General features: G+C 63.6%; 21 protein-coding genes. 11 read left to right on the forward strand and 10 right to left on the reverse strand.

Annotation, left to right across the window (positions count from 1 at the left end; translation table 11 throughout):
• Positions 1-73: 73 nt before the first annotated feature.
• The 7 genes from gyrA to M5D76_RS01825 all read right to left on the reverse strand — a co-directional run bounded on the left by gyrA (position 74) and on the right by M5D76_RS01825 (position 10,901).
• Positions 74-2,878 carry a DNA gyrase subunit A gene (gene gyrA, locus M5D76_RS01795; protein ID WP_248921681.1) on the reverse strand — a complete coding sequence of 935 codons (2,805 nt, stop codon included), beginning with the start codon at positions 2,876-2,878 and terminating at the stop codon, positions 74-76.
• Positions 2,879-2,924: 46 nt separating this feature from the next.
• A complete protein-coding gene (gene gyrB, locus M5D76_RS01800; protein ID WP_248921682.1) occupies positions 2,925-4,871 on the reverse strand; it encodes a DNA topoisomerase (ATP-hydrolyzing) subunit B in 1,947 nt (648 codons plus the stop codon).
• A gap of 199 nt (positions 4,872-5,070) precedes the next feature.
• Entirely contained in the window at positions 5,071-5,724 is a 654-nt protein-coding gene (locus M5D76_RS01805) for a hypothetical protein (protein ID WP_248921683.1), read from the reverse strand.
• A complete protein-coding gene (gene recF / locus M5D76_RS01810) occupies positions 5,717-6,805 on the reverse strand; it encodes a DNA replication/repair protein RecF (protein ID WP_248921684.1) in 1,089 nt (362 codons plus the stop codon). Before recF ends, M5D76_RS01805 begins: the two co-directional genes overlap by 8 nt.
• A 1-nt stretch (position 6,806) precedes the next feature.
• Positions 6,807-7,910: a DNA polymerase III subunit beta gene (gene dnaN / locus M5D76_RS01815; protein WP_248921685.1), complete on the reverse strand. Its 1,104-nt coding sequence runs from the start codon at positions 7,908-7,910 to the stop codon at positions 6,807-6,809.
• Positions 7,911-8,176: 266 nt separating this feature from the next.
• Positions 8,177-9,697, reverse strand: a complete 1,521-nt coding sequence (gene dnaA, locus M5D76_RS01820) for a chromosomal replication initiator protein DnaA (protein WP_248921686.1) — start codon at positions 9,695-9,697, stop codon at positions 8,177-8,179.
• Positions 9,698-9,869: 172 nt separating this feature from the next.
• Positions 9,870-10,901 (reverse strand): ATP-binding protein, encoded by a 1,032-nt coding sequence (locus M5D76_RS01825; RefSeq protein WP_248921687.1) that lies wholly within the window; start codon positions 10,899-10,901, stop codon positions 9,870-9,872.
• Positions 10,902-11,391: 490 nt separating this feature from the next.
• Here M5D76_RS01825 and rpmH point away from each other — a divergent pair, with 490 nt between their 5' ends.
• From rpmH to M5D76_RS01870, 9 genes are all read left to right on the forward strand, one after another.
• A complete protein-coding gene (rpmH, locus tag M5D76_RS01830; protein WP_019127408.1) occupies positions 11,392-11,526 on the forward strand; it encodes a 50S ribosomal protein L34 in 135 nt (44 codons plus the stop codon).
• Between the two features lie 7 nt (positions 11,527-11,533).
• Positions 11,534-11,857 carry a ribonuclease P protein component gene (gene rnpA, locus M5D76_RS01835; protein WP_248921688.1) on the forward strand — a complete coding sequence of 108 codons (324 nt, stop codon included), beginning with the start codon at positions 11,534-11,536 and terminating at the stop codon, positions 11,855-11,857.
• Between the two features lie 6 nt (positions 11,858-11,863).
• Positions 11,864-12,073, forward strand: a complete 210-nt coding sequence (gene yidD, locus M5D76_RS01840; RefSeq protein WP_248921689.1) for a membrane protein insertion efficiency factor YidD — start codon at positions 11,864-11,866, stop codon at positions 12,071-12,073.
• Positions 12,074-12,126: 53 nt separating this feature from the next.
• The gene (locus M5D76_RS01845; protein WP_248921690.1) at positions 12,127-12,885 is read left to right on the forward strand and encodes a YidC/Oxa1 family membrane protein insertase; all 759 of its coding nucleotides are present in this window, start codon (positions 12,127-12,129) and stop codon (positions 12,883-12,885) included.
• Positions 12,886-12,950: 65 nt separating this feature from the next.
• A complete protein-coding gene (locus M5D76_RS01850) occupies positions 12,951-13,556 on the forward strand; it encodes a Jag family protein (RefSeq protein WP_248921691.1) in 606 nt (201 codons plus the stop codon).
• 433 nt (positions 13,557-13,989) lie between these two features.
• Positions 13,990-14,802 (forward strand): 16S rRNA (guanine(527)-N(7))-methyltransferase RsmG, encoded by an 813-nt coding sequence (rsmG, locus tag M5D76_RS01855; RefSeq protein ID WP_248921692.1) that lies wholly within the window; start codon positions 13,990-13,992, stop codon positions 14,800-14,802.
• A gap of 644 nt (positions 14,803-15,446) precedes the next feature.
• Complete coding sequence (locus M5D76_RS01860; RefSeq protein ID WP_248921693.1) at positions 15,447-16,247, forward strand: ParA family protein; 801 nt, start codon at positions 15,447-15,449, stop codon at positions 16,245-16,247.
• Positions 16,240-17,115: a ParB/RepB/Spo0J family partition protein gene (locus M5D76_RS01865; protein WP_248921694.1), complete on the forward strand. Its 876-nt coding sequence runs from the start codon at positions 16,240-16,242 to the stop codon at positions 17,113-17,115. Before M5D76_RS01860 ends, M5D76_RS01865 begins: the two co-directional genes overlap by 8 nt.
• A gap of 1 nt (position 17,116) precedes the next feature.
• A complete protein-coding gene (locus tag M5D76_RS01870; protein WP_248921695.1) occupies positions 17,117-17,359 on the forward strand; it encodes a hypothetical protein in 243 nt (80 codons plus the stop codon).
• A 286-nt stretch (positions 17,360-17,645) separates the two neighbouring features.
• Here the strand turns inward: M5D76_RS01870 and rlmN are convergent, their stop codons facing one another.
• Complete coding sequence (gene rlmN / locus M5D76_RS01875) at positions 17,646-18,761, reverse strand: dual-specificity RNA methyltransferase RlmN (RefSeq protein WP_248921696.1); 1,116 nt, start codon at positions 18,759-18,761, stop codon at positions 17,646-17,648.
• Between the two features lie 143 nt (positions 18,762-18,904).
• On the opposite strand from rlmN, the gene M5D76_RS01880 reads away from it, so the two are divergent.
• Both M5D76_RS01880 and M5D76_RS01885 read left to right on the forward strand, forming a co-directional pair.
• Entirely contained in the window at positions 18,905-19,876 is a 972-nt protein-coding gene (locus M5D76_RS01880; protein ID WP_248921697.1) for a D-alanine--D-alanine ligase family protein, read from the forward strand.
• On the forward strand, positions 19,877-22,834 hold the full coding sequence (locus M5D76_RS01885) for a helicase C-terminal domain-containing protein (protein ID WP_248921698.1): 2,958 nt from the start codon (positions 19,877-19,879) through the stop codon (positions 22,832-22,834).
• 333 nt (positions 22,835-23,167) lie between these two features.
• Here M5D76_RS01885 and M5D76_RS01890 read toward each other — a convergent pair whose 3' ends face one another.
• Complete coding sequence (locus M5D76_RS01890; protein ID WP_248921699.1) at positions 23,168-25,225, reverse strand: helix-turn-helix transcriptional regulator; 2,058 nt, start codon at positions 25,223-25,225, stop codon at positions 23,168-23,170.
• A 151-nt stretch (positions 25,226-25,376) separates the two neighbouring features.
• Positions 25,377-26,249: a PfkB family carbohydrate kinase gene (locus M5D76_RS01895; RefSeq protein ID WP_248921700.1), complete on the reverse strand. Its 873-nt coding sequence runs from the start codon at positions 26,247-26,249 to the stop codon at positions 25,377-25,379.
• Positions 26,250-26,738 lie beyond the last annotated feature (489 nt).

The raw sequence follows: 26,738 nt of genomic DNA on the forward strand, positions 1-26,738 counted from the left end.
GCAACACCATGCAACGCAAAAGGGCTCCACCCGAGGGTGGAGCCCTTGCTTGTGAGCCTATGCGGCCGAGGCGCTACTCGTCCTCGATCATGGACTCGTCGAAGGCCTCGTCGCCTCCGATGTCGACCGACTCCTCGTCGTTCTGCTCGACCTCGCCGGCGGCGGAGAGGTCAAGGGCGGCCTGCATCGGGTCGGCCTTGGCGGCCTTCTTCTTGTGCGCGACCATGCGGGCGGCGGCGCTGACCTTGTCGCTGGCGCCGATGTTCATGATCTTGACGCCCTGGGTCGAGCGGCCGAGGCGCGAGATGTCCGCGGTCTTGACGCGGATCATGACGCCCTCCTCGGAGACGACCATCAGCTCGTGCTGCGGGCCGACGACGCGGCAGACCACGAGGTTGCCCTTCTTGGCGGTCATCGCGATCGTCGCGACGCCCTGGCCGCCGCGCTTGTGCTCCGGATACTCAGAGACCGGCGTGCGCTTGCCGTAGCCCTTCTCGGTCATGACGAGAAGGTCGCCGTTGCCGTTGGTGATCTCCATGCCGAGCATCTCGGCGTCGTTCTTGAGGGTGATGCCACGGACGCCCGAGGTGGCGCGGCCGGTCGGGCGGATCTCAGACTCGTCGAACAGGATCGCCTTGCCCGCGGTGGAGCAGAGGATGACCTTCTCGGACGCCTTGACGCGGCGCACGTTGACGAGCTCGTCGTCGTCCTTGAGGTTGATGGCGATGATGCCGTCGCGGCGGCTCTTGTCGTAGTCGCTCATGGCGGTCTTCTTCACCATGCCGCGCTTGGTCGCGAACATGAGGTACTCGTCAGACGGGAACTCGCGCGTCGTGATGACGGCCGTGGGCTTCTCGCCCTCGTCGAGCGGCAGCACGTTGATGAGCGCCGAGCCGCGGGCGTGGCGGCTGCCGATGGGCAGCTCGTGCACCTTGACGCGGTAGACGCGGCCCTTGTTCGTGAAGAACATGACGTAGTCGTGCGTGGACGCGACGAAGAGGTCCTCGACGAAGTCGTTGTCCTTGAGCGAGAGGCCCTGGATGCCCTTGCCGCCGCGCTTCTGCGAGCGGTACGTCGCGACCGGGAGGCGCTTGACGTAGCCCGAGTGCGTGACGGTGACGACCATGTCCTCCTCGGCGATGAGATCCTCGACGTCGAGGTTCTCGACCGCGTGCTCGGAGATCGTGGTGCGACGCTTGTTCGAGAAGCGCTCGGAGATCTGCTGGAGCTCCTCCTTGATGACCTGCATCATCTTGTCCGGGTGCTCGAGCAGGTCGCGGTAGTAGGCGATCTTCTCGTGCAGGTCGGCGATCTGGGCGACGAGCTCGTCGCGGGCCAGGCCGGTGAGGCGACGCAGGCGCATCTGCAGGATTGCCTCGCCCTGGACGTCGTCGATGCCAAAGCGCTCGTGCATGCGGCCCTTGGCCTCGGCGTCGTCGCGCGAGGAGCGGATGATGTGGACGATCTCGTCGATGTTGTCGACGGCGATGAGCAGGCCTTCGAGGATGTGGACGCGCTTGAGTGCCTTGTCGAGGTCGAACTTGGTGCGGCGGGTCACGACGTCGACCTGGTGGTCGATGTAGTAGCGCAGCATCTCGCGCAGGGTGAGCGTGCGGGGCACGCCGTCGACGAGCGCGATGTCGATCACGTTGAAGTTGCTCTGCAGCTGGGTGCGCTTGTAGAGGTTGTTGAGAACGACCTGGGGGACGGCACCGCTCTTGAGGTCGATGACGATGCGCATGCCCTTGCGGTTGGACTCGTCGCGCATGTCGGAGATGCCCTCGATGTGCTTCTCGTTGACCTGCTGCGCGATGCGCTCCTGCAGGGTGCCCTTGTTGACCGCGTAGGGGATCTCGGTGACGACCAGGCGCTGGCGGCCGCCCTTGCCGATGTTCTCGACGTGTACCTTCGAGCGGACCGTGATGGTGCCGCGTCCGGTCTCGTAGGCCTCCTTGATGCCCGAGGTGCCCATGATGATGCCGCCGGTCGGGAAGTCCGGGCCGGGCAGGACGCCCATGAGCTCGTCGGTCGTCGCGTCGGGGTTGTCGATCATGAGGCAGACCGCGTCCACGACCTCCTTGAGGTTGTGGGGCGGCACGTTGGTGGCCATGCCGACGGCGATGCCCGACGAACCGTTGACGAGCAGGTTCGGGAAGCGCGACGGCAGGACCGCCGGCTCCTGGAGCGACTCGTCGTAGTTCGGCTGAAGGTCGACCGTCTCCTTGTCGAGGTCCTGCAGCATCGCCATTGCGGCGTAGGTCAGGCGCGACTCGGTGTAACGCATGGCCGCAGGGGGATCGCCGTCGATGGAGCCGAAGTTGCCGTGGCCGTCGACCAGGGGCAGGCGCATGGAGAAGTCCTGCGCCATGCGGACCATCGAGTCGTAGATGGCGGAGTCACCGTGCGGGTGGTACTTGCCCATGACCTCGCCGACCGTCCACGCACTCTTCTTGTGCGGACGGGACGGGACGATGTGGGCCTCGTTCATGGCGTAGAGGATGCGCCTGTGGACCGGCTTGAGGCCGTCGCGCACGTCAGGGAGCGCTCGGGCCACGATGACCGACATCGAGTACTCGAGGAACGAGGTCTTCATCTCGGTCGAGAGGTCCGTCGGCTTGAGCGCGCCGCCATGGATGTCGGTCAGGTCGAGACGGGTGCCCGCCTCGTCGGAGATCGTGTGCGAGAGGCCGGCGCCGGCAAGGTTCATCGCTGGTGCGTCCTCGTCGCCGTACTCCTCGTCGAAGTCGTCGCCGTCGCCGTCGTCACCGAGGTCGTCGACGTCCTCCTCGTTCTCAGTCTCCTCGGCGTCGTCGCCGGTGAGGTCGAGCTCGTCGTTCTCTTCGTCGAGCCCGTCGTTGAAGTTGTTATCGTCTGCCACTTGCTAGCCTTTCGTTAGTCGTGGAGAAGAGCTTCGTCCTTGGTCCTTAGATGTCCAGGAAGCGGACGTCCTTGGCGTGGGTCTGGATGAAGTCCTTGCGCTTCTCCACCTGCGTGCCCATCAGGTCTGCGACCGCGCGCTCGGCGCTCATCGCGTCCTCGATGGTGACCCTCAGCATGATGCGGTTCTTCGGCTCCATGGTCGTGGCCCAGAGCTGCTCGGGGTCCATCTCGCCGAGACCCTTGTAGCGCTGGACGGTGTAGCGGGAGGGATCCTCGTACTTCTTCGCCTCGAGCGCGAGCTCCTCGTCGGTGTAGAGGTACTTGCCGCGCTTCTTGCCCTTGGGCTTGAGCTGGTACAGGGGCGGCTGCGCAACGTAGATGTAGCCCGCCTCGATCATCGGGCGCATGAAGCGGTAGAAGAACGTGAGCAGCAGGATGCGGATGTGCGCGCCGTCGACGTCGGCATCGGTCATGATGACGATCTTGTGGTAGCGCGCCTTCTCGATGTTGAACTCGGGGCCGACGCCGGTGCCGATCGCGGTGATGAGCGACGTGATGGTGTCGGAGGACAGCGCGCGGTGCTCCTGGACGCGCTCGACGTTGAGGATCTTTCCGCGAAGCGGAAGGACCGCCTGGATGGAACGGTCGCGTGCCATCTTGGCGGAGCCGCCTGCGGAGTCACCCTCTACGATGAAGAGCTCGGTCATCTCGGCGTCCTTCACCGAGCAGTCGGCGAGCTTGCCGGGCAGCGCCGCGCTCTCGAGCAGGCCCTTGCGGCGCGTGGCCTGGCGCGCCTTCTGCGCGGCGAGGCGACCCTTGGCCGCCTGCGAGGCCTTCTTGAAGACCTCCTTGGCCTGGTTGGGGTGCTCCTCGAAGTACTCGGAGAGGCCCTGCGTCACGACCTTGTTGGTGAGCGTGCGCATGTAGGAGCTGCCGAGCTTGGCCTTCGTCTGGCCCTCGAACTGCGGGTCGGGCAGCTTGACGGAGATGACGGCCGTCAGGCCCTCGCGGATGTCGTCTCCCGTGAGGTTGGAGTCCTTCTCCTTCAGCAGCTTGTGGCTGCGGGCGTACTCGTTGACCACCTTGGTGAGGGCCGTGCGGAAGCCCTCGAGGTGCATGCCGCCCTCCTCGGTGTAGATGTCGTTGGCGAACGACATGACCCTCTCCGAGTAGCCGCTGTTCCACTGGATGGAGACCTCGACCTCGCCGCGCTTCTCGAGCGGGGTGTCGTCCGAGGTCTTGCCCTCGATGTAGATCGGGCGCGAGAGGCCGGGCAGGATGGTCTTCTCGGCGTTGAGGTACTTGACGAAGTCGTTGATGCCGCCGGCGTAGCAGAACTCCTCCACGCGCGGGGTGAGCTCGCGCTCGTCGGTGAGGACGATCTTGAGGTTCTTGTTGAGGAACGCGGTCTCCTGCAGGTGGTCGTGCAGGGTGTCGAAGTTGTAGACCGTGGTCTCGAAGATGGTGTCGTCCGGCCAGAAGGTGACGGAGGTGCCTGTGGTCTTCGACTTGCCGACCTCGGTCATCTTCTTGGTGGTCTTGCCGCGCGCGAACTCCATCTCGACGATCTTGCCGTCACGCTTGACCTGCGCGACGAGCCTCTTCGAGAGTGCGTTGACGACGGAGATGCCGACGCCGTGCAGGCCGCCGGACACCTTGTAGGCGTTGTTGTCGAACTTGCCGCCCGCGTGCAGGATGGTGAGGACGACCTCGAGGGCCGGCTTCTTCTCGGTCTTGTTGATGTCGATGGGGATGCCACGACCGTTGTCGACGACGGTGATCGAGTTGTCGGCGTGCACCGTGACGGAGATCTTGGTGCAGTAGCCGGCCATGGCCTCGTCAACCGAGTTGTCGACGATCTCCCACACGAGGTGGTGAAGACCCGCGGCCGAGGTGGTACCGATGTACATGCCCGGTCGCATGCGGACGGCCTCGAGGCCCTTGAGGACCTTGATGTCGTTTCCGCCGTAGTTGCTATCGTTTTCAGCCACTCGGATTTCCTCTCTATCTCAAAATCAAAGAGCCCAAACCATTCTACTTCATGCGGCCACGTACATCCCCGTCCTGAACGAAAAATGCCCCGAACGTCTTGCCCAAATCTTGCCTGAGGCTCTCAGAGGTCGCTATTCGCGGCGTTTCCTGAAATGAGGGGTTTTTGTCATTGCCGAGAGGAGCCTGGCGCCTGAGCCGTCACTTCTCCGGGGCTTCGCCCTCTTCGAACTCCTGGCGCCTCATTGACATCTCCATGGCGTGCGCGACCTTCGAGCGCAGCGGCTCCTCGAGGTCGGCAACGGCCACCTCGATCGTCGCGCGCTTGCCCTCGTCGAGCTGCGGCAGGTCGAGCGGGCGTGGCCTCTCGGGAAGCGCGGAGCGCCCCTCTCCCCCGCCGACACGCGTGCCGGCAGCCGTGCCAGCCCCCGCCTGGCCCTGGGCCTCGGCGCGGTCTCTTCTCGTCAGGCGGAACTCGATGCCCGAGAGCTCGAGCCCGGCGTTGTGCAGGCGGGCGAGGTAGATCTCGCGGTTCACGGTGAAGTCGGTCAGGCGCGCGTGCGAGTCGACGTAGACGCCGAGGATTGGCGCCGCGCCCTCGCGCTTGGGCTTCTTGAGGAAGACGCCCGTGGTGTGGGCGCGCTCGATGTCGCCGTTCGCGCCGTACCAGGCGGCGGCCGCGCGCTGGGCCGCGCTCATGCGGCCGCGCATCTCGCCGCCGACGACGCGTGAGAGCACCTCGCCTATTGACTCCTGGTTCCTCTCGCGGTTGCCCTCGAGCTCCTGGATGGGGTCCTCGCCGCGACGGTCGTGGGCTCGGCGCGAGAAGCGCCCGTCGAATCCGGCCCTACCCATCAATCTCCACCACCTTGGCGTCGTCCAGCAGCTCCTGCGGGAAGTACCCGAGGTTGGTCGTCGTGATGACCGTCTGGATCCCGTTCTGCACAAAGCGGCACATCGCGGAGCGACGTCTCTCGTCCAGCTCGCTCATGACGTCGTCGAGAAGGAGCAGCGGCCTCTCCCCCACGATCTCCTGGGCGAGCTCGACCTCGGCCATCTTCCAGGCGAGCACGACCGCGCGCTGCTGGCCCTGCGAGCCGAAGGCGCGGGCGTCGCGCCCGTCGATCGTGAACGTGAGGTCGTCGCGGTGCGGGCCCACGAGCGTCTGCTGTCGACGCAGGTCGTCGTCGCGGCCCTCGGCGAGCCTTGCCGCGAACAGGTCGCACACCTCGTCGCGCGACATGCCCGAGAGGTCCTGTCCCAGGCTCGACTCGTAGGTGCAGTCGAGACGCTCCCCCTCCGAGATCTCCTCGTAGATGCGGCTGATGTGCGCGCGCAGGCGCTCGAAGAGCCGCACGCGCGCTACGAGCAGCGTCGCTCCCCCGAGCGCCACCGACGCGTCCCAGGCGTCGAGCAGGGCGAAGTCCACGTGCTCGGACTTGAGCAGGCGGTTTCGCTGCTCGATGGAGCGGCCGTAGGCGGCAAGCACCTTGGCGAACCCACGGTTCGCCTGCCTGCCGAAGTCGTCAAGCTCCTCTCGGCGGTAGCTCGCACCCCTCTTCACGAACGAGAGGTCGTCCGGGTTGAAGAGGACGGACATGAGCGAGTCGGAGAGGTCGGCCGCCACGCAGCGCTTTCCGTTTCTCGTGAAACGTTTGCGCTGGTTCTCGACGTCGCACGCCACGTCCACCACGCGCCCGTCACCCGTGAGGCGCGCCTCGATGCGTGCGTGGTCGCACTCCTCGCGCACGAGCTGCGCCGGCTTGGGCTTCCTGAACGACGCGCCGGCCGTGAGCATCTGCAACGCCTCCACGGTGTTGGTCTTGCCCACCGCGTTGTGGCCGCAGAGCACGGTCATGCCCGGGGAGAGGTCGATGCTCCTCTCCCCGAAGTTGCGCCAGTTGCGCATCGAGAGCGTCTCGACGACCAGGCCCACGCTACATCCTGACCGGCATGAGCAGGTACAGGTAGTTGACCTTGGAGTAGGACTTGAAGATACCCGGCTGCATGGTGCTCTGGAGCTCGAGCGAGATCTTTCCCTCGCCCGAGGCGGCGTTCACGCAGTCGAAGATGTAGTGGTAGTTGAGGGCGATCGACATGCTGTCGCCGGTGACCTCGACGGGGATCGACTCGGTCGACTCGCCCTGGTCGGGAGAGGACGCGGACAGGCGCATGACCTTGCCCTCGGCGTCGATGTCGAAGCGGACCGACGGGTTCGACAGCGCGATGACCGACACGCGCTTGAGCGCGGCGGCGAACTGCGGCAGGTCGATCTCGACGGTGGTCGCGCAGGAGTCGGGCAGCAGCTGCTTGTAGTTGGGGAACTGGCCGTCGATCTTGCGCGAGATGTAGGTGGTGTTGCCGAAGACGAAGACGACCTGGCTGTCGGTGGTGCCGATCAGGACGTTCTCGGTCATCGAGGGGAGCGTCAGCGCGTCGTGGAAGGTGTTGCCACCCACGATCGTCTCGAACGTGCCCTCGAGAGAGGAGGTCTCAACGTTGGAGTCGGCGACGGCCATGCGGAACGAGTCGGTCGCGACGAGGCGGATGGTATTGTCGGCGACGGTCAGCAGGACGCCGGAGAGCACAGGACGCGAGGAGTCCTTGCTCGTGACCTTGTAGACCTTGTCGACCATGTCGCTCAGCAGCGCGCTCGGGAGCTCGACGGTCTGCTCGAGGTCGAACTGCGGGAACTCCGGGAAGTCGCGCGCGTCGAGCGTGTTCAGGCGGAACGACGACTTGTCGCAGAGGATGGACACACCACGGTCGCCACCCTCGAACTCGACGGCGGCGTCGGGCAGGGTCTTGACGATGTTGGAGAGGATCTTGCCGGAGACCACGGTCTCGCCCTCCTCCTCGACGTTGGCCGCGATCTTGTGGCGGATCGAGATCGTGAGGTTGGTCGTCTGGAACTCGAGGGTGCCCTCGGAGGCCTTGATGTAGATGCCCGTGAGGACGGCGAGGGTGGAGTTGGACGCCATGCCCTTGGAGACGACGGCGAGGGCTTCGGAAAGTGCCGACTGGCTTACGGTGAACTTCATGTCTCTCTCCTCATTATTAGTTCTTTAAATTTAAATACTTAGTAGTAGGGATAATAAGCGTTGTCGAAATGTCGAGAACATCGCATCGTTGCTGGTAGCCCTACCCGACCGCAACCGGCTCGCGTCTTCTTTGGGAGGGTGGTTTTTCAACTGAACGTTCTGTTGAAAAGTTTCGTCAACACGAAGGGCGCCTTTTTCGACACGTTGCTACACGTTTTCTTACAGCCTTCGACATGACGAGAAGAGCAAGCCTCCTAGCTGCGGCTTTAGCTTGAATCGGTGATGTTGTCCTTGAGCGTCTGGACCTTGTCCTGGAAGATTCTGTCCTCCTTCATGGTCTTCTCAACCCAATAGATGCTGTGCTTGACCGTCGCGTGGCTGCGGCCGCCAAACTTCTTGCCGATGTCGGCAAGGGTGTTGTCGGTAAGCTCGCGCGTGAGCCAGATGCCCACGTGGCGCGGCTCCATGAGCTCCTTGTTGCGCTTGGAGCCCACGAGGTCGCTGTGCGCCACGTCATAGTAGGTCTCGACGGCCTTCTGAATCTGCTCGATCGTCATGATCTTCTGCCCAGAGGGCCATTTCGCCTGTGAGATGCGGATGACGTCCTCGCGCGAGAGCTCCTCGCCGGAGCTCTCCTTGCCGTGCGCGGTCATGAGGCAGGTCTGGACGAATCCCTCGATCACGCGGATGTTGGTGCCCGCGCGCTCCGCCATGAGGCGGCGCATCTCGTCGGAGATGTTCGCCGAGAGGCCCTTGATGTGCTCGGCCTCTGCGTCGAGCTTCATGCGCTCGTAGAAGTTGTTGATGAGCTTGAGCTTGAGCTCGTAGTCGGGAACCTGGACGCTCACGGTGACGCCCGAGTCCATGCGGCTCGTCTCGCGCTCGTCGAACTTGCTGTCGCCCATGCCGAGCTGCGACGGGGCGCGGTCGGCGGCGAGCACGATCTGCTTGTCCTTGCTCGCGAGCGCGTTGAACGTGTCGAAGAAGAACTCGATCGTTCGCGCCGCGCGGCTCATGTTCTGGATGTCGTCGATGATCAGGACGTCCACGTTCTGGTAGTCGCGCGCGAGGACGGCGCCGGCCGAGGCCTGGTCGTTCTTCATGGCCTCGACGTAGTCGTTGATGAATTCGGTCGACGTGCGGTAGACGCACAGGCGCGACGGGTCGTTCTCGACGATGTAGTTCTGGATGGCGCGCAGCAGGTGCGTCTTGCCCAGGCCGCTCTTGCCGTAGATGAACAGCGGGTTATAGCTTTTGTTCTCGCCGTTGGCGACCTGCTTGGCCGCCTCGTAGGCCAGCATGTTCTCGTCGCCGGCGACAAAGCGGTCAAAGGTGAGCTTCGAGTCGGCGGTCGAGACCTCCTCGTTCTCGAAGGAGCTCTTCTCCTCAGGGCGAGAGGAGCGTGCCTCCGGGGCAGGGCGCGCCTCGGCGGCTCGGGCGTGTGCGCGCTCGCGCTCGGCCTGGTTGATGCGCCTGATCTCCTCGCGCGTCATCTCCGTGTTGGTGTCGATGGCACTCGGGGCCTTGTCGTGGGCAAGCACGACCTCGAGCCTGACCGGCTGGAACGCCGCCTGCTCGAGGCACTCCTCGATGAGTGGCGCCTGCTGCTTGATCTTCTTCTGGGCAAATCCCATGTTGGTCGAGATTGTGAGCACGTCACCGTCAAAGGAGACGGCGTTGCAGCTCTTGATCATCGCCAGGTTGGCCGCGGGGATGGATCGCTCGGCCAAGAGGGTCTGAACATCCTGCCAGAGGATGCTCGCGTCTGAGTCCGTCGTGGGGTCCATAATCACCAATAACCTCGAAATTGTTGAAAAGTCGACCCATTATATGATGAAAACAGGCCGACGCTCGTCGCGAATGGAGAAAACTCCGCCCCATGCGCGACATGTCTACATACTGCTGCGATTAAAGTCTCAGGCTCGAGAGATGCCTGCCGAGGTAGAAGCCTCTGGGCCCCTACCCCTGTGGGTGTTGCTGGATGAACGACCTGCCGGACGCCGTCAATTCTCGGCGCTGTCCGCCCGCCTGCTTCTTGACGAGACCCTTGTCCTCCAGTGCCTTGAGCTCGCGCGACCACGTGGGCTGCGAGCTGCCGAAGGTGCGTGCCAGGTCGGCGCCGCCAACGGACTCGTGGGTCATCAGGTATGTCAGGATCTGCCATCCGCGCTGGGAGAGCGCCATCTCGAACGGCGCGCCCGGGTTCGCCACCGGCGCCTGCTGAGCGCCGGGCATCCCGGCGGGCATGCCGGGGGCCATCTGCTGCTGCGGCCACGGCTGGCTGTAGCCCTGCCCCATCGTGGGCGCACCCATGGGGGCGCCCTGCCAGGCACCCGGCCAGGCCGGCTGCTGCGGGTATCCCTGCGGGGCGTAGCCCGGCAGGGGCGCGGGGTATCCCTGCGCCGGAGCCATCTGCACCGCACCCATCTGCGGCTGCGCGTAGCCCGCCTGCGGGTACGCACCCTGCGGGAAGGCCTGCATGGCCTCGCCCGCATAGCCCTCGTCCTCGGGGGCGAGCATCGAGATCGTGATGATGCTCCCGCCGCCGATGTTGTCCTCGATCGTGAGTGAGCCGCCGTGGTCCTCCATGAACTGCTGTGCATACGGCAGACCCGACCCGACGCCGCGGATGTACCGCTTCATCTCCTCGGTTGCCGAAGAGGTCCCGTACTCCAGGGCGCGGTCCTTCTCGGGAATTCCCGGCCCCTGGTCGGAGAAGCGGATCGTCTGGCCGCCGTCCAGGATGCTGATCGTCGGCTCGATGAAGTACGCGTGGATGTAGTTCTCGACGACCTCGCGGATGACCGTGAACGGGATGCTCCCGCCCTGCTCCTTCTCGAGGCGCACGACCGTCGCCGTCACCTCCTCGAGGTACGACCTCACGTCCGACGCCTCGACGACGACCACGCGCGGGGCTGCGGCCGCGTCGTCATACACGGCAATGCGCGCCGGGTAGCGCGCCTCGAGTGGCTGGTCGCTCATGTCTGCCATAGGCTTCGCGTGGCCTCCTTGTGGAGAAGCTGGGGTCGGCTCTGCCCCTTCATTTTCTACGAACGGATAGAAGACATGCGACATGAGGGACCTCCAATCTCTCTACTTTTCGACAAACGTTCAACGGATGAAGAAAACCTTTCAAAACGAATGAATTGCAAAAGAAAGATTTCAACAACGGATTAAACATTGTCGATAACTGCCGTGACGCATCTATCGCGAGATGAATGATACTAGCATCACAGCATCATGAAACCGCAGCTAGAAAGAAATCTTTCGCAAATTCATTCACGATGCATTCAGATTTCACCATCCGAGAAGAGCTTTCATTCCTGCCCCGGAGGCACGCTCTTCTCGCCTGGCGAAAAGCGAACGAAACGTGGATTGTGGGGTCTAGCTAGGATTTAATTGACATCGCGCCGCGATGCCCTCTACAATCTTGGAGCTTGACGCTATTAGTTCAACGCTCACTATTCATGGAGGAACAAGCATGAAGCGTACGTATCAGCCCAACAAGAGGAAGCGTGCCAAGACCCACGGCTTCCGTGCCCGCATGGCGACCAAGGGTGGCCGTGCCGTTCTCGCTCGTCGCCGTGCAAAGGGTCGCAAGAGGCTCACTGTCTAGGAGAGCCATGAAGACCATCAAATCCAAAAAGGAATTTGAGGAGGTCTTCTCCAGCGGCAGGAGAGTCAACCATAGACTCGTGCGCGCAACAGTTTTGAGTGATGACGAAGGCGACTGCGCAAGCGTCGCCTTCGTTGCGCCTAAGCGTTTGGGCAACGCGGTCTATCGCAACCGTTGCAAGAGGATCCTGCGTGAGGCCGCGCGCTCGTGTGGCCTGCCCCTCCCGGGGACGAAGATCATCCTGTTCGCAACGCGCTTGACGCATGAGAGCTCCCCCGCCGAGGTGTCGTCGGCCATCGAGTCGATCGCAGCTCGGGCGGGCCTGAGGTAGCAGGACATGAAGGCGTTTCTTATAGCCCTGGTCAGGGCCTACAAGAAATACCTCTCTCCCCTATTCCCTCCCTCGTGCATCTACGAGCCCACGTGCTCCGAATATGCCCTCCAGGCATTGGAGAAGTACGGGGCGGCCAAGGGCTCGTGGCTTGCCTTCCGTCGCATCCTGCGGTGTCATCCCTTTCACAAGGGCGGGTTCGACCCCGTACCCTAGCGCCATAAGGGGCAGCGCGTGCTGCCTGTACATACACACAGCTCGGAGGAACCATGTGGGATTGGTTTGTTGATCTGCTCAGGACCGTTCTCCAGTCGCTTGCCCAGTTCTCGGGCGACTGGGGTCTGGCCATCATCATCCTGACCGTCATCATTCGACTGCTGGTCATGCCGCTCATGACCAAGTCGACGGCCTCGAGCGCCCGCATGCAGGCGCTTCAGCCCAAGATGAAGGAGATCCAGGAGCGTTACGCCGACGATCCCGAGCGCCAGAGCGAGGAGCTTCGCAAGTTCTACGCCGAGAACAAGTTCAACCCCCTCGGCGGCTGCCTGCCGATCATCATCCAGATGCCGGTCTTCTTCGCGCTGTTCACGGTCGCCAAGCAGGTCCCGGCGGACGCCCACTTCCTCGGCATCCTCCCGTCGCTCTCGACCTCCGCGGCCGACATGTTCGCCCAGCACGGCATCGCCGGCTCCTGGGTCTACATCCTCCTCGACCTGCTCTTCGGCGTCCTCACGTTCATCCCCATGATGATGAACCTCAACAACACCGCCGAGGACCAGAGGAAGACCACCCTCACCATGGGCGCGGTCATGGCGGTCATGATGCTCTGGTTCGGCTGGTCCGTGCCCGGCGCTGTCCTGCTCTACTACGATACGTCCGCCGTCTGGCAGGTCATCCAGCAGAAGATCGTCACCCAGCGCGTGATGGACAAGGTCAAGCGCGAGACCGAGGCCAGCCTGGCGAACCAGCCCGTCAAGGTCGACGTCGTCCGCAAGGAGAAGAAGCCCCGCCCCCACAAGAAGGGCTAGAGCTAACTCTGATACTATTTCTGCGCGGCACGTATTGTGTCGCGCATCTTTTTTAGGAGGTAGAGATGGTGGACGACGAGATTCGCGAGGAGGTCGGCGAGGCCGTGGCCGAGAAGAGCTCCCCCATTGTCGAGGGAGAGGCTTCCGCTGACGAGTTCGCTGCCATTCGCGAGCACTTCGAGCAGGGCGTCGAGCTCTCCGACGACGAGGTCGACAAGATTGCCGACACCGCCATCGGCTACATTCGCGCGATCCTTGCCTGCTTCGGCGAGAACCAGGTCTCGGTCGACGAGTACGACGGAGACGAGGGCGAGCTGATCCTCGACGTCTCCGGTGGCGACCTTGCAGTTCTTATCGGCCGTCACGGCCGTACCCTCGAGGCTCTCCAGACGATACTTTCGTCTTTTATGTCGAACACCCTCAAGTTCCACTATCCGATCGTGGTCGACATCGAGGGCTACAAGAGCCGTCGCAAGGAGAAGGTCATGGGCATCGCGCGTTCTGCTGCCGCCCGTGCGAAGCGTCAGGAGGGTCAGGTCTCCCTGGCTCCCATGAACGCCTACGAGCGTCGTCTCGTGCACCTCGCACTCGTCGATGACGTCGAGGTGACCACTCACTCCGAGGGCGAGGATCCCGATCGTCGCGTCGTCATTACCTACGTTCGAAGCTAGTTTCTCGGGCGTTTCAACGCCCGCACATACTGTTTCACGCAAAAGGCGGCCTAGAAAGTCTAGGTCGCCTTCTCTTATGTAGGGCTGATCGAGTTCTTTCTACAGAGTTGGAAGGCCCCTGGCTTACCTCTCAACTCACCCTGATTTCTACTTTCACAACTACATTCTGGTGGCTGTGAAACGCCCCCTGTGCTCTCTTGGATTCTGATATCGAACGCTTCTGTAGCACCGGGATGGCTGAGGATGATGCTTTCCATGGCCTTCTTTGGTGTTCTGGAGGAAGCTTCATCTACTGCGATTGTCTCTCGTGCTAACGTCATAGAGGTGATGCGAGCTCGTATCACTCGAATTAGTTAACTGCGCATCTACCTTTACGTTGACAAAAACCTTTGAGACACAAGGTTTTGTCAAACCCCAGTTGAGGAGTCATTTCATGCATTCAACCAAAGAGGATGTCGAAGTCCTTCGAAACTATTGTCTCGAGTATGGAATAGACCTTCCGGAGAGCTATGCCGAGACGTTGCTGAGGCATCTGGAGTTGGTCATCGAGAAGAACAAGGTTCTGAATCTCACGAGAATCGTCTCACATGATGAGGCAATCGTCAGGCACATCCTTGATTCGCTCCTTTTTCTACCATCCATCGTGAGAGGCTCTGAGAGCCGTTTTAAGGGCATGGTGCCCCCAAAGTCGACTTCAGACCCAAGTACTATGATAAACCCTGCTTATTTTGGCTCTCAAGAGGTCGATTCTTTGCGGCTAATTGACATCGGAACCGGTGCAGGGTTCCCTGGCATACCTCTTGCTGTCTATACCGGTCTCGACACGACCCTTCTTGATTCTGTCGGAAAGAAGATCAAGGCCGTCTCTGAGTTCATTGATGATCTTTCACTCAATAACGTCAATGCCGTATCTGCTCGTGCTGAGGAGTTTGCTCGCGATAACGCCGGTGCATTCAATATCGTTGTTGCTCGAGCTGTTTCAGAGCTTCGGGTTCTTATTGAATACGCATCGCCGCTTCTCGCGAAGAACGGGCTACTAATTGCTTCCAAGGGCTCGATCAGTGACCAGGAGCGTGACGAGTCTAAGCGAGCCGCAAAAATCTGCGGACTCGAACTCGTCAGAAAGGATGAGTTTGAGCTTCCCGGCGAAAACGGCCACCGAGAGGTATATGTCTACGCGAAAGTTCGTAAGCCCACGATCAAGCTGCCACGAAATACTGGAATGGCTAAGCATAAGCCGCTTTAGGGTTCTATCAAACAAGAGGACTTCCGTAACATAAGGTTACTTTTTAAGACGCTCACTGTTTCACGTGAAACAGTGGGCGTTGCCTTAGACAGAAGAACTCTTTGTCTGATAGTCAAATTGCAGAGAGCAATGCTGCTTGAACAGTTTCCCAAAACGTAGGCCATATATCTCGGGAAACTGTTTATTTTGAACTCGCTTGATGCGAAATTGGGACGCGAGGAAGCCTTTATGGATGAACGTTTGAACGAGAAAAGTGAACACTGTTTCACGTGAAACAGTAAGGAATGCACCATGCATTGGACTCATTGGCCTGTGTCAGCAGTATTTTGATCGCAGGCAGTGTTCCACGTGAAACAGTGTGCGTGTTTGAGCATCATTCATCTTCGACGAGAGAACACGAGAGCCTTGATGTTTCACGTGAAACGGTGGATAGCGTCTTACTGAGACGATATGTGCTGGCAAAGGCACACCAATCTTGTACGTTGTTTCATGTGAAACAGTGTCGTTCACACATATAGACCTGCGTTTGTCGATGAGATTGATACGTTTCATCAATTCATGTCGTGCCGGTCTCAGATAATGTGTATCATCAAATCAATCTCTATCGAAATGATGCTAAAACAGACCAAACTCAGGGAGGAACATTGAGTTATAAGGATGTAAAGCGCGGCCTTCCCGATCGAGATACTCGCGTTATCGCGATTATCAATCAGAAAGGTGGCGTCGGAAAGTCGACGACCTCGGTAAATCTCTCTGCTGCACTCGGAGAGAGCAACAAGAAGGTGCTCGTTATCGACTTCGACCCCCAGGGAAACAGCTCCAGCGGGTACGGAATCGAGAAAGAGGGGCTTGAGAACGACATCTACGATGCTCTTCTCAACAATTACCCTATTGAGGACCTGATTCTTCCGACTTGTGAACCTAAGGTTTTCGTCGTACCGGCGACTATCCAGCTTGCAGGTGCGGAAATCGAGCTCGTTTCTGCGATGGCTCGCGAAAGCATTCTCAAGGGGATCATCGATTCCGTTAAGGATGAGTTCGATTACGTCTTTATTGACTGCCCTCCCTCGCTTGGACTACTTACGATTAACGCACTCGTCGCAGCTGACTCGCTGCTAATTCCGATTCAGTGCGAGTTCTACGCACTCGAGGGCGTTACAAAGCTGCTCGAATCCATGAAGATGGTCAAGGGTCGTCTAAACCCGAAGCTCGAAGTCTTCGGTGTTCTGATGACCATGTACGATTCCAGGACGACTCTTTCCAAGCAGGTTGTCGAGGAAGTCGAGGGATATTTCGGGAAAGCAGTCTTCAAAACTGTCATTCCCCGAAGCGTGAAGCTTTCGGAGGCGCCGAGCCATGGTCTTCCGATTACGATGTATTCGCGTACAAATAAGGGTTCGCTTGCGTATATCAAACTAGCGAAGGAAGTGGTGCGTCGTGGCTAAGAAGGCAGGTCTCGGCAAAGGCCTAGAGTCGCTTATGGGCGGCGCTGATGCCGAGGTTAGTGCGATTACCCCGGAGTCCTCACTCCCCATCTCGAAGATAAAGGTCAATAAGAACCAGCCCCGCAAGAACTTCGACCCGGACCTTCTTGACGAGCTTGCCGATTCGATCAAGCAGAACGGAATCCTACAGCCTATTCTGGTTCGCAAGAAGGGCGCTAGCTACGAGATCGTTGCCGGAGAGCGAAGGTATCAGGCAGCAAAGCTTGCTGGCCTGAAGGAGATTCCGGTCAACATCAAGGAGATCTCGGATGAGGACGTGTTCAAGCTTGCCCTCATCGAGAACCTCCAGAGGTCTGACCTCAACCCAATCGAAGAGGCGCAGGGATATCAAAAGCTGATCAAGGAGAATGACTTCACACAGGAGGAACTTGGAAAGGTCCTCTCGAAGTCTCGCTCTGCGATTGCCAACACGCTTCGCCTCCTCGACCTCCCGGACGAGGTCCAAGAGATGATGGCGGAGGGGAAGCTCACCGCTGGCCACGCACGAGCTATCCTGGCTGTCGCAGGAGAGGACGGGCGCATCAGGCTGGCGCGCAAGGTCGTTGATGAGAATCTGACCGTGCGCCAGACAGAAAACCTTGCTCCACTGTTTTCTGACAGAGGCGACGCCGAGGTCAAGCCAAAGCGCATGCCTGCTCCCCAGAGCTTCAAGCGCGCGCAGCGTCAGCTTCGCCTTGCGCTTGACACCAACGTCAAGGTGAAGACGGTTCGCAACAAGAACAAGATCGAGATCGAGTTCAAGGATGAGGATGACCTCGTGAGGCTCGTGGAGCAGCTGAGCAACACGAACGTTGAATTGGGGGAGTAGCGTGAGGTCTCTCAGGAACAAGCTCGTTGTCGCCCTGGCGCTGGCCGGTGCCGGGTTCGCCGCTTATAGAATCCTCCTGACTCCTGAGGCGAGGGCATCGCTTGGCACAGCTGCGAAGCGTGTTGGCTCGACCATCAACCAGGTCAAGGACATGGCCGACGATCACATCGGTACATACGTCGACGAGGATGCAGAGCAGAACAGACGTGACGTCGAGGCTGACTGGGCTCGTATCGGATACTGATCCAGACCATGACATAGATCGCATCCGCCATGGGGGTGGAGAAGGGCCAGTCTCTTCTCCACCCCTTTGCTATCGGTCGACCTTCACTGCTGACGGTTGGGGCAGGGGAGGGGTGAGGGTCAGAGACTCATGGAGCCTGAGGTCAGGGTGAGTCGAAATAATGCAATATTGTTTGTGCGCACTTGAAACAATCGAAGTGATGCGTGTCTTGAGACAAAGAAATCCCCCTCCGAGGACTCGAAGGGGGATTAAATGATACTAATTTAGTAACATAGGGTAAGGTTGATTATTCCTTCAGGTTCCTCTCGACGATCTGGCGGAGCTGACCGCAGGCGGCATCGATGTCGGAGCCGCGCGAGTTCCTGATGGTTGCCTCGACGCCGACGGAGGCGAGCCTGCGGACGAACTCGCCGGCACGCGCGTCGGAGGAGGGCTGGAAGCGAGAGCCCTTGACGTCGTTGAGCTTGATGATGTTGACGTGCGCGAGGTTGTCGCGACAGAAGTCGCAGAGGGCCGCAAGCTCGTCCTCGGTGTCGTTGACGCCCTTGATGAGGGCGTACTCGTAGGTCGGGCGGCGGCCGGTCTTGTCGACGTACTCGCCCATGATGTCGTAGAGGTGGAGCAGCGACCACTTCTTGACGCCCGGCATGAGCATGTCGCGCGTGCGCTGGACGGCGGAGTGCAGGGACACGGCGAGAGTGAACTGCTCGGGTTCGTTGGCGAATCGCTTGATCATGGGGATGACGCCGCTCGTGGAGACCGTGAGGTGACGGGCGCCAATGCCCGCGCCCTCGGGGGAGTTGAGGCGGCGCAAGGCCTCGAGGGTGGCGTCGTAGTTCATGAACGGCTCGCCCTGGCCCATGAGGACGACGCTCGTGACGCGCGTGTTGAAGTCGTCGCGCACGTGCATGACCTGCTCGTAGATCTCGCTCGCGGTGAGGTTGCGCGTGAGGCCGCTGGCGCCGGTGGCGCAGAAGGCGCACTTCATGCCGCAGCCGGCCTGGGTCGAGGCGCACACGGCGAGCCTGTTGCCGCTGGGCATGCCGACGCACTCCACCGCGACGCCGTCGTCGAAGCGGAGCAGGTACTTGCGGCTGCCGTCGGTCGAGACCTGCTGCGCGGCGACCGTGGTGCCGCCCAGGACGCAGCGCTCGGCGAGCGAGGCACGAAGCGACTTGGGGAGGTTGGTCATGTCGTCGAAGGACTGGGCGTTCTTGACCCAGATCCAGTCCTCGATCTGCTTGGCGCGAAACTTCGGCTGGCCGAGTTGCTCGAGGATTTCGACGAGCTCGCCGTGCGAGAGGTCGCGAAGCTCGCGTCTTGCCTGGGCCTTGGCCGAGGACGCGCTCTTCTCGGCGTCGTCGCCCTCGGATGAGGTGGTCTTAATGTTGGCATCTTGCATGATTGCATTCCTCGTCTGTGTGGGTCGCGCCGTGCGTTATGCTCGTTATTCGGCGAAGCTCGCCGTCTGCGCAGGGCGTCGTCAAACTCAACGTGTATGAGGAAAAGTCTAACGCCCCTCGGGGTGCCAGAAGGAGTGCGGTGATGGAGAAGACCGACGTTACACAATATAGTGTCGTCGTCCTTGCGGGTGGATGGTCCGACGAGCGCGAGATCTCGCTGCAGTCGGGCTCGTCGTGTGCGGAGGCCCTCAGGGAGGCCGGTTTCGCGCGCGTGGACGTCCTCGACGTCGCCGACCCCGACTTCTTCGCGCGCATGGCGGGCGGCAACTACGACGTCGCGTTCGTCGCGATGCACGGCCGCTACGGCGAGGACGGCTGCGTCCAGGGCATGCTCGAGCTCATGCGCATCCCGTACACCTTCTCCGGCGTGCTCGCCAGCGCGGCCGGCACCGAGAAGGAGGTCGCCAAGACCATCTACCGCGCCGCGGGCATCCCGACGCCCGACGGCGTCGACCTCGCTCCGGACGCGGAGCTGGACGAGAAGAGCGCGGCGGAGCTCGTGGAGCGCCTCGGGCTGCCCATCTTCGTGAAGCCCGCGTCCAACGGCTCCAGCTACGGCGTCTCGCGCGTCGAGTCGGCCGACCAGCTGCCCGCCGCCGTCGCGAAGGCCGCCGAGGGCGGCTGCCGCGTGCTCGTCGAGTCGTGCGTCGAGGGCACCGAGATTTCCGTTCCCGTCATCGGCAACGACGACGCCCACGCGACCCCGATCATCGAGATCGTCACTGGCGCCGACTTCTACGACAGCACCGTGAAGTACGAGCCCTCCGAGCTGCACCACGTCATTCCCGCGCGCCTGCCCGAGGACGTCTACGCCCGCGCGCAGGAGCTCGCGGTCCGTGCGCACCACGCGCTCGGCTGCCGCGGCGCCTCCCGCAGCGACTTCATCGTTCGCGCGGACGGCACCCCGGTCATCCTGGAGACCAACACGATCCCGGGCATGACCGCCAACAGCCTGCTGCCCGACTCGGCCCGCCACGAGGGCATCGAGTTCCCCGAGCTCTGCCGCAAGTTCGTCGAGTGGGCGCTCGAGGACAACTACAGGGCGGAAGACTAGATGGACGCCTCGGACGTGCGAGACCTGCTGCTGCCCGGCACGCCCGACTCCGTCGCCGAGCGATACCTCACCCTTGCCGAGCGGGCAAAGACCCGCTCGTTCGACGTGCTCGAGGAGGACGTCGTCGTGCTCGACACCGAGACGACGGGCCTCTCGTTTCGCGACTGCGAGCTGATCGAGATCGCGGCCGCGCGCATCTCCGGGCGCGAGGTGACCGAGCGCTTCCAGACCTTCGTGAGGCCCACGCGACCCATCCCGAAGGAGATCCAGGAGCTCACGAACATCAGCGAGCTCGACGTGGCCGACGCACCGGACGCGACCGAGGCCGTGGCTCTTCTCGCCGACTTCGTGGGCGGCATGCCCATACTCGCGCACAACGCCACGTTCGACAGGACGTTCGTCGAGAAGGTCCCGGGCGGCCGGGACGTGAGCGACACGTGGATCGACACCCTGTCGCTCTCCAGGATCGCGCTGCCGCGGCTCTCCACGCACCGCCTGGGCGACATGGCCCGGGCGTTTGGGTGCGACTCCGTCACGCACCGCGCGATGGACGACGTCGACGCGCTCTGCGGCATGTGGCGCATCATCCTGCTGGGGCTCACCGACCTGCCGGCGGGGCTGCTCGCGCAGCTCGCCGCCATGCACGAGGAGGTCGACTGGGCGTTCAGGCCGATATTCGCGCACCTCGCGGAGGTGGAGGAGAAGAGCGAAGACCCGCTTGAGGCCGCCTCGGCAGGCGCCGGCTTCTCGCTCAAGGCCGTGCGACACGACCTCACGCACGAGGCCGCGGGCCACGCCCGCTCGGACGCGGCCGAGGTGGGGCCGCTCGAGGTCGAGGGTCGCGAGCAGACGCGCGAGCTCTTCTCGGCGGAGGGGCTCGTGGGCCAGATGTACGAGCAGTACGAGAGCCGTCCTGACCAGGTGGAGATGGCGCTCGAGGTGCGCGACGCGCTGGAGACGTCGACCCACCGCGCGATCGAGGCGGGCACGGGCGTGGGCAAGTCGATGGCGTACCTGCTGCCCATGATTCGCTTCGCGAAGCGCAACAACGTGACCGTGGGCATCGCCACGAAGACGAACGCCCTGACCGACCAGCTCGTCTCGCACGAGCTGCCCGCGCTTGACGGCGCGCTCGAGGGCGGCGTGAGCTTCACGAGCCTCAAGGGCTACGACCACTACCCCTGCCTGCACCGCGTGGACCGCGCGGCCGCCGGCGAGCTTCCCGAGGCGCTGCTGCGCTTTCCGGGGCGCTCGCTGGGCGCCGTGGAGGCGGACGTGCTCACCGCGCTCGCCGTCACCTACGCGTTCTGCTGCCAGTCGCCCGAGGGCGACCTGGACGCGCTCGGCATCCGCTGGCGCTACGTGCCGCGCAGCCTCCTCACGACCACGCCAGCCGAGTGTCTGCGCAGCAAGTGCCCCTACTACCCGGGCGAGTGCCTGGTCCACGGGGCGCGCCGCCGTGCCGCGCAGAGCGACGTGGTGGTGACCAACCACTCGCTGCTGCTGCGCAACATCGCCGTCGACGGCAAGATCCTGCCGCCCATCCGCCACTGGGTGGTGGACGAGGCGCACGGCTTCGAGAGCGAGGCGCGCCGGCAGTGGGCGCGCGAGGTCTCGGGCCAGCGCGTGCGCGACGGGTTCGAGGTTCTGGGCGGCACCAAGACGGGCGCGATCCGCGTCGCGATGGCGGCCGCGAGCCGCATGGAGGACGCGACCCTGCACACGCGCCTGCTCACGAAGCTCGCCGCGGCCTGCGCCCGCGCGTCGGTCTCGACGGCCGACCTGTTCGTGGCGCTGCACGACCTCTCGCGCGTGAGCCGCGCGGGCGGCGGGTACGACAGCGTGACGCTCTGGATCGACGAGGAGGTCCGTCAGACGCCGGAGTGGGCGCAGCTCTCGGAGGTCGCCCACGTCGCGCTCGAGCGGCTCGACGAGGCCGCCAAGGACCAGCGCGCGTGCGTTGAGAGCCTCGCGCAAGCTGACCCCAACGTTGCCTCCGACTTGTCCGAGGCTGGCATGTTCCTGCAGGGGCTCCACGACGACCTGGAGCTCATCGTGCTGGGGGAGGACACCACCTACGTCTACTCGGCACAGCTCACGCGCCGCACCCGCGACATCGCGAGCGAGCGCCTCGTCGCGGAGAAGCTCGACATCGGCGCCGACCTTGGCGCCAGCTGGCTGCCCGAGATGATGAGCGTCACGTTCGCGTCGGCGACCATGGCGGTGGGGAAGAGCTTCGACCACTTCGACCACGCCGTCGGCCTCGACCGCCTGGACGAGTCGATGCACAAGGACGTGCGCCTGAGCTCGAGCTTCGACTACGAGGCCAACATGGCGAGCATCGTCGTGCGCGACCTGCCCCAGCCCAACGACCCGCGCTACCTGCCGGCCCTTGTCGACCTGCTGTTCGACGTGCACAAGGCCATGGGCGGCTCCACCCTCACGCTCTTCACCAACCGTCGCGACATGGAGCGCGTCTTCGAGGAGCTGCAGCCGCGCCTGGCCTCCATCGGGCTCGACCTCGCCCAGCAGGAGCGAGGCTCTTCTCCGCGCCGCCTGCGCCAGCAGTTCCTGTCGAACACGACAGGGTCGCTTCTGGCCCTCAAGTCGTTCTGGGAGGGCTTCGACGCGACCGGCGAGACGCTGCGCTGCGTCGTGATCCCCAAGCTGCCGTTCGCCTCGCCCCACGACCCGCTCGTGCGCGAGCGCGAGCTGCGCGAGGACCGCGCGTGGTGGCGCTACTCGCTGCCTGAGGCCGTCATCGAGGTCAAGCAGGCCGCCGGCCGCCTCATCCGCAGCGCGACCGACACCGGCGTACTCGTGCTCGCCGACTCGCGCCTCGCGACCAAGCGCTACGGCCGCCAGTTCGTCAACTCGCTCCCGCGCGGGACCGCCGACGCCCTCGAGGCCGAGCACGTCGGGCGCTACATCGAGTCGTGGCGCCGCACCCACGAGTAGCCGAGAAGAGCACATCCCTCGCTGACGAACGCTCGTGGCTTCAAATCGGCGCCAGCTCGTGACGTCAGGGCTCGAACAGCGCGGCTTCGCGTCGGCGCCAGCTCGTGACGCCAGGCTCGAACAGCGCGGCTACGCCGCGAACTCGCCTGACGCCACGAGCGTGTCGCCCTATCGAGGGGCGTGCGTTCCTGCCTGATGCCACGGGTGCGTCGCCGGGTCGAGGCACGTGCGTCCCCGCTCGCCGTTGCGCTCTTCACTGCCTCGTGATGCGCCGCGCGCGTCGATGATCGCCCTACGCGTCCAGTGCCCTGGTTCTCGGCGATCTCGCCTGGGTTACTGGTTCGTCTGCGCCGTGTCCATCGTGAAGTGGGACTCCGCATGCTCGCGGATGCGTGCGGCCAGGGCGTCATCGAAGACCGTCACCTTGCCCGCGCAGGCCGCGAGGCGACGCGGCAGCCAGACGCCGCCGAAGTCGTGCGCGACCACGTATGTCGACGTGCGCGTGCGTACGACGTGCGCCTGGGGCCAGGCAAAGAGGTCAAGGAGACCGTCGTCGTCGATCCTGATGCAGGCGTCCGCGTTCGCGGCGTCTGCGGGCGTGGCGTTCGTGGGCTGTGTGTCGGTGCGGTCGTCGGCTGGCCAGAGCTCGGGGGAGACGCTCTCCGCCGCGCCCATGCGATCGAGCCTGAAGGTGCGTCCCGCGCCGCGGGTGTGGTCGAACCCGCGCAGGTACCAGTAGCCGTCCTCGGTGTAGAGGTGGTCGGGGGTGATCGTGCGCAGTCTCTTCTCGCCATGCGCATCCGTGTAGGCGAAGCGAAGGTCCGCCGCATCGGCGAGGGCCTGCGAGCAGGTGGCGAGGGTCGCGCGCTCCCCGGGCGTGGGCTTGGTGCGCGAGGCCGCGAGGGCGGCGGTGACCTCGTCCGCGCTGACGCTCGGGGCGGCGAGCGTGGTGATGAGGCGGCTGACGATCTCGTCATCGGGGGTGGCGCCGACGCGTGAGAGCGCGGCGAGGACGGCGAGGGTCTCGTCGCGCGTGAGGCGGACGGGGCGGCCCTTGGTCGTGGCGAAGCCGAGGCGGGCGTGCTCGAAGGAGTCGTCCGCGACGAGCGGGAGACGCAGCGCGCCCTCGGTGTCGGAGGCGTCCGAGAGCATGGAGAGCATCTCCCGGGCCTCGTCGAGGGAGCAGTCGAGGCGTGCGGCGACGACCTCGGCGTCGACGAGGTCACCCTGCTCGGAGAGGGCGCCGATGAGCGCGACGAGGCGGCGGGCCTTGGTGGTGCCGCCGGGACGCCCGGCGCCCGTCACGTGAGTTGCGGAGGCGGGCTTGCTGGCGCGCTCGAGGGCGCTCGCGACGTCGCGCGTGGGCGCTGTGGCCGTGCACGAGCGAGCCGCGTCGAGGACCTGGTGCCAGGTGCGCACGAGGCTGGCGGGGGAGAGGGGATCCATGTCGACGTCGACGGCCCAGCGCGCCGCGGCGTCCTCGTCGGCGACCGTGACCGTCCAGGTGCGGCCGTCCTCTGAGAGCGCGCCGCGCGTCGCGAGGGCGCGGGCTGCCTCGGAGGTGGGGTGCTCGCGGACGGCGAAGGTGGCCTCGAGGGAAGCGTCGCCGATCTGGAAGGGGAGCACGCGCCAGTCGCGCGCGTCGAAGTCGGCGTCCACCTGGTAGGCGCCCGCTGACTTGGCGCCCGCGAGGGGCTTGACCTTGAGGAAGCGGTCGTCGCGGTAGGTGTGCGGGGTGCCAGCGAGGGCGTGGCTCTTCTCGTCGAAGTGATCCGCCACGAAGTAGGTGTGGCCGCGCAGGCCGAACTGGCCGAGCAGCGCGAGCGTGCGCTCTCCCTTGTCGCCGGAGGCCGTCTGGTAGGTCGTGCGCACGGGCGTGCGAGAGGCGAGGGCGGAGCCGAGGGTCTCGAGGCGGGCGTTGCGGGGCGCGTCACCCTCGCGCTCGACGACGAGCATCTCGAAGCTTCGATTGATCTTTGCGAGCGCGAGGATGAGGTCGGTGCGCTGCGCGAAGGAGGGGTCGGAGGCGAGGGGTCCGAGCGTCACCTCGAGGGCCATGGCATCCTCGGTGCTGAGTTCGCCGGGAGCCTGGGGCGTACCCGTGGCCGGTGCGCTCGCGAAGCTCGCGGCGCGGTCGACCTCCCAGAGCTGCCAGTCGCCAGACTTGCCGGAGCTGCGAAGCACGATGCCGCACTGCTCGAGGCGGGCGCGGTCGCGGCTGAACGATTTGGTGAAGGTGTCGAGCGAGGCGTCGGGGTACCAGCGGCGGCGCACCTCCTGAGAGCTGAGGGGCGCCTCGGTGTTGGAGAAGCCGATCGCGAGGGCCGCCAGGCGGAGCGCCTGCTCGTCGTCCCTGGACCTCTTGAACAGCCCGTCGTCGCTCGTGGCCATGGTGCCTCCGCCCTCGTCGGCGCGGACTCGCCGCGCGTTTCACTCCACGCACCATTGTGCCACGTGAAACGAGACGCGGGGTCCTGCTCCTGCAGAACCCCGCACGCATCCGTCTCATGGTTTGATGGCGCCGAGAACGCCGTGTTCCAGCCTAGGCGATCAGGCTTGTGACCTCGCCCAGGACGCTCTCGAAGCTCACGCCGCGAACCTCGTAGTCGGGCTGGTCGCGCGTGACCAGCATGGCGTGGCGCACGAGCTCGCCGGCGAAGGCGACGCTGTCGTAAAGCGACTTGCCGGCCATGATGGCGGCGAGCACGGAGGAGGCGTAGAGGTCGCCGGTGCCGTGCAGCATGAACGGCAGGACCTCAGCCGAGATCTCGACGGTCTCGACGTCGCGGCCACCCACGTAGTTGCGAATCATGCCGTCGCCGTGGTTGATGCCCTTGAGGACCACGGTCTTGGCGCCCATCTCCAGGAGGGCGTCCAGCATGCGACGCACGTACTTCTCGTCCACGTCCTGACCGAGATAGTCGATGCCGGTCAGCAGGGACGCCTCGGTGAGGTTGGGCAGAAGGACGTCGGCGCCGTCGACGAGGTCGGCCGTCGCGCGGCACATCTCCTCGGTGTAGGTGGGGTACATGCTGCCGCCGTCGCCCATGACGGGATCGACGACGCGCAGCGCGCGCGGATGGGTGTCGTAGATGCGCTTGATGGCCGCGACCTGCTCGGCCGAGCCCAGGAAGCCAGAGTACACCGCGTCGAGCACGATGCCCTCCTTGTCCCAGGCGTCGAGGTAGCCCTCGAGCATGGAGGTGGTGTCGTGCATGTAGAAGGTCTCGAAGAGGGTGTGCGCCGAGAAGAGGGACGTGGGCACGGGGCACACGTCGCAGCCGGCGGCAGAGAGGACGGGGATCGCGACGCCGAGCGAGCACTTGCCGTACCCGCACAGGTCATGGACGGCGGCGATGCGGGGAATGTAGGTCCCCTGCCTCTGGTAGAGGTACAGATCCTTCGCAAGAGTCATGGTTGCTTCCTTTCACATGGACTAATGGACCGATGCGTGCGAACTAGGGTAGCCGTTTCGCGCCGTACATGCTCGGCGCCGCGCGATTGTGCGACGTTGGAAACAATCGACTCATGCGGAAGGTGCACAAGACCTCGCGCCCAGGGCGGGGTCTTGTGCGTACGCCCTCTGGCGGTCGCGCCTCCAACCCGCTTTTGCGCTGCAGGGCGTTCACTGATGCAAAACCCATCCTCCGTGGAAAGATTTCAAGTGTGCGTGCGCAGTTTTGCTCCTCCGTGGCAAGCTTGTACGCCGCTCGCGCGTTATCTCACGGTGGTGTCGTGAATACTTTCACGGCCTACCTGCGCGAATGTCGGCTTCTATGCAGCATGCTCGCGTGAGGACCCTTGGCCGGGGGAGGGGCAGTTGTGCACGGAGGCACGTTTTTGCTCGGCCGGGTCGCGAATCTTCGCACGGGACCAAGTTTTTGCACCCAGACGACTAGGGCCC

Source organism: Olsenella intestinalis (assembly GCF_023276655.1).
GTDB classification, from domain to species: Bacteria; Actinomycetota; Coriobacteriia; order Coriobacteriales; family Atopobiaceae; genus Olsenella_J; species Olsenella_J intestinalis.

Bases quoted from the DNA above. Each gene is read 5' to 3' on its own strand.
- M5D76_RS01805 (WP_248921683.1), bottom strand. From the start codon at position 5,724: ATGGGTAGGGCCGGATTCGACGGGCGCTTCTCGCGCCGAGCCCACGAC.
- dnaN (WP_248921685.1), bottom strand. From the start codon at position 7,910: ATGAAGTTCACCGTAAGCCAGTCGGCACTTTCCGAAGCCCTCGCCGTC.
- dnaA (WP_248921686.1), bottom strand. From the start codon at position 9,697: ATGGACCCCACGACGGACTCAGACGCGAGCATCCTCTGGCAGGATGTT.
- M5D76_RS01825 (WP_248921687.1), bottom strand. From the start codon at position 10,901: ATGGCAGACATGAGCGACCAGCCACTCGAGGCGCGCTACCCGGCGCGC.
- rpmH (WP_019127408.1), top strand. From the start codon at position 11,392: ATGAAGCGTACGTATCAGCCCAACAAGAGGAAGCGTGCCAAGACCCAC.
- rnpA (WP_248921688.1), top strand. From the start codon at position 11,534: ATGAAGACCATCAAATCCAAAAAGGAATTTGAGGAGGTCTTCTCCAGC.
- yidD (WP_248921689.1), top strand. From the start codon at position 11,864: ATGAAGGCGTTTCTTATAGCCCTGGTCAGGGCCTACAAGAAATACCTC.
- M5D76_RS01845 (WP_248921690.1), top strand. From the start codon at position 12,127: ATGTGGGATTGGTTTGTTGATCTGCTCAGGACCGTTCTCCAGTCGCTT.
- M5D76_RS01850 (WP_248921691.1), top strand. From the start codon at position 12,951: ATGGTGGACGACGAGATTCGCGAGGAGGTCGGCGAGGCCGTGGCCGAG.
- rsmG (WP_248921692.1), top strand. From the start codon at position 13,990: ATGCATTCAACCAAAGAGGATGTCGAAGTCCTTCGAAACTATTGTCTC.
- rlmN (WP_248921696.1), bottom strand. From the start codon at position 18,761: ATGCAAGATGCCAACATTAAGACCACCTCATCCGAGGGCGACGACGCC.
- M5D76_RS01880 (WP_248921697.1), top strand. From the start codon at position 18,905: ATGGAGAAGACCGACGTTACACAATATAGTGTCGTCGTCCTTGCGGGT.
- M5D76_RS01885 (WP_248921698.1), top strand. From the start codon at position 19,877: ATGGACGCCTCGGACGTGCGAGACCTGCTGCTGCCCGGCACGCCCGAC.
- M5D76_RS01890 (WP_248921699.1), bottom strand. From the start codon at position 25,225: ATGGCCACGAGCGACGACGGGCTGTTCAAGAGGTCCAGGGACGACGAG.
- M5D76_RS01895 (WP_248921700.1), bottom strand. From the start codon at position 26,249: ATGACTCTTGCGAAGGATCTGTACCTCTACCAGAGGCAGGGGACCTAC.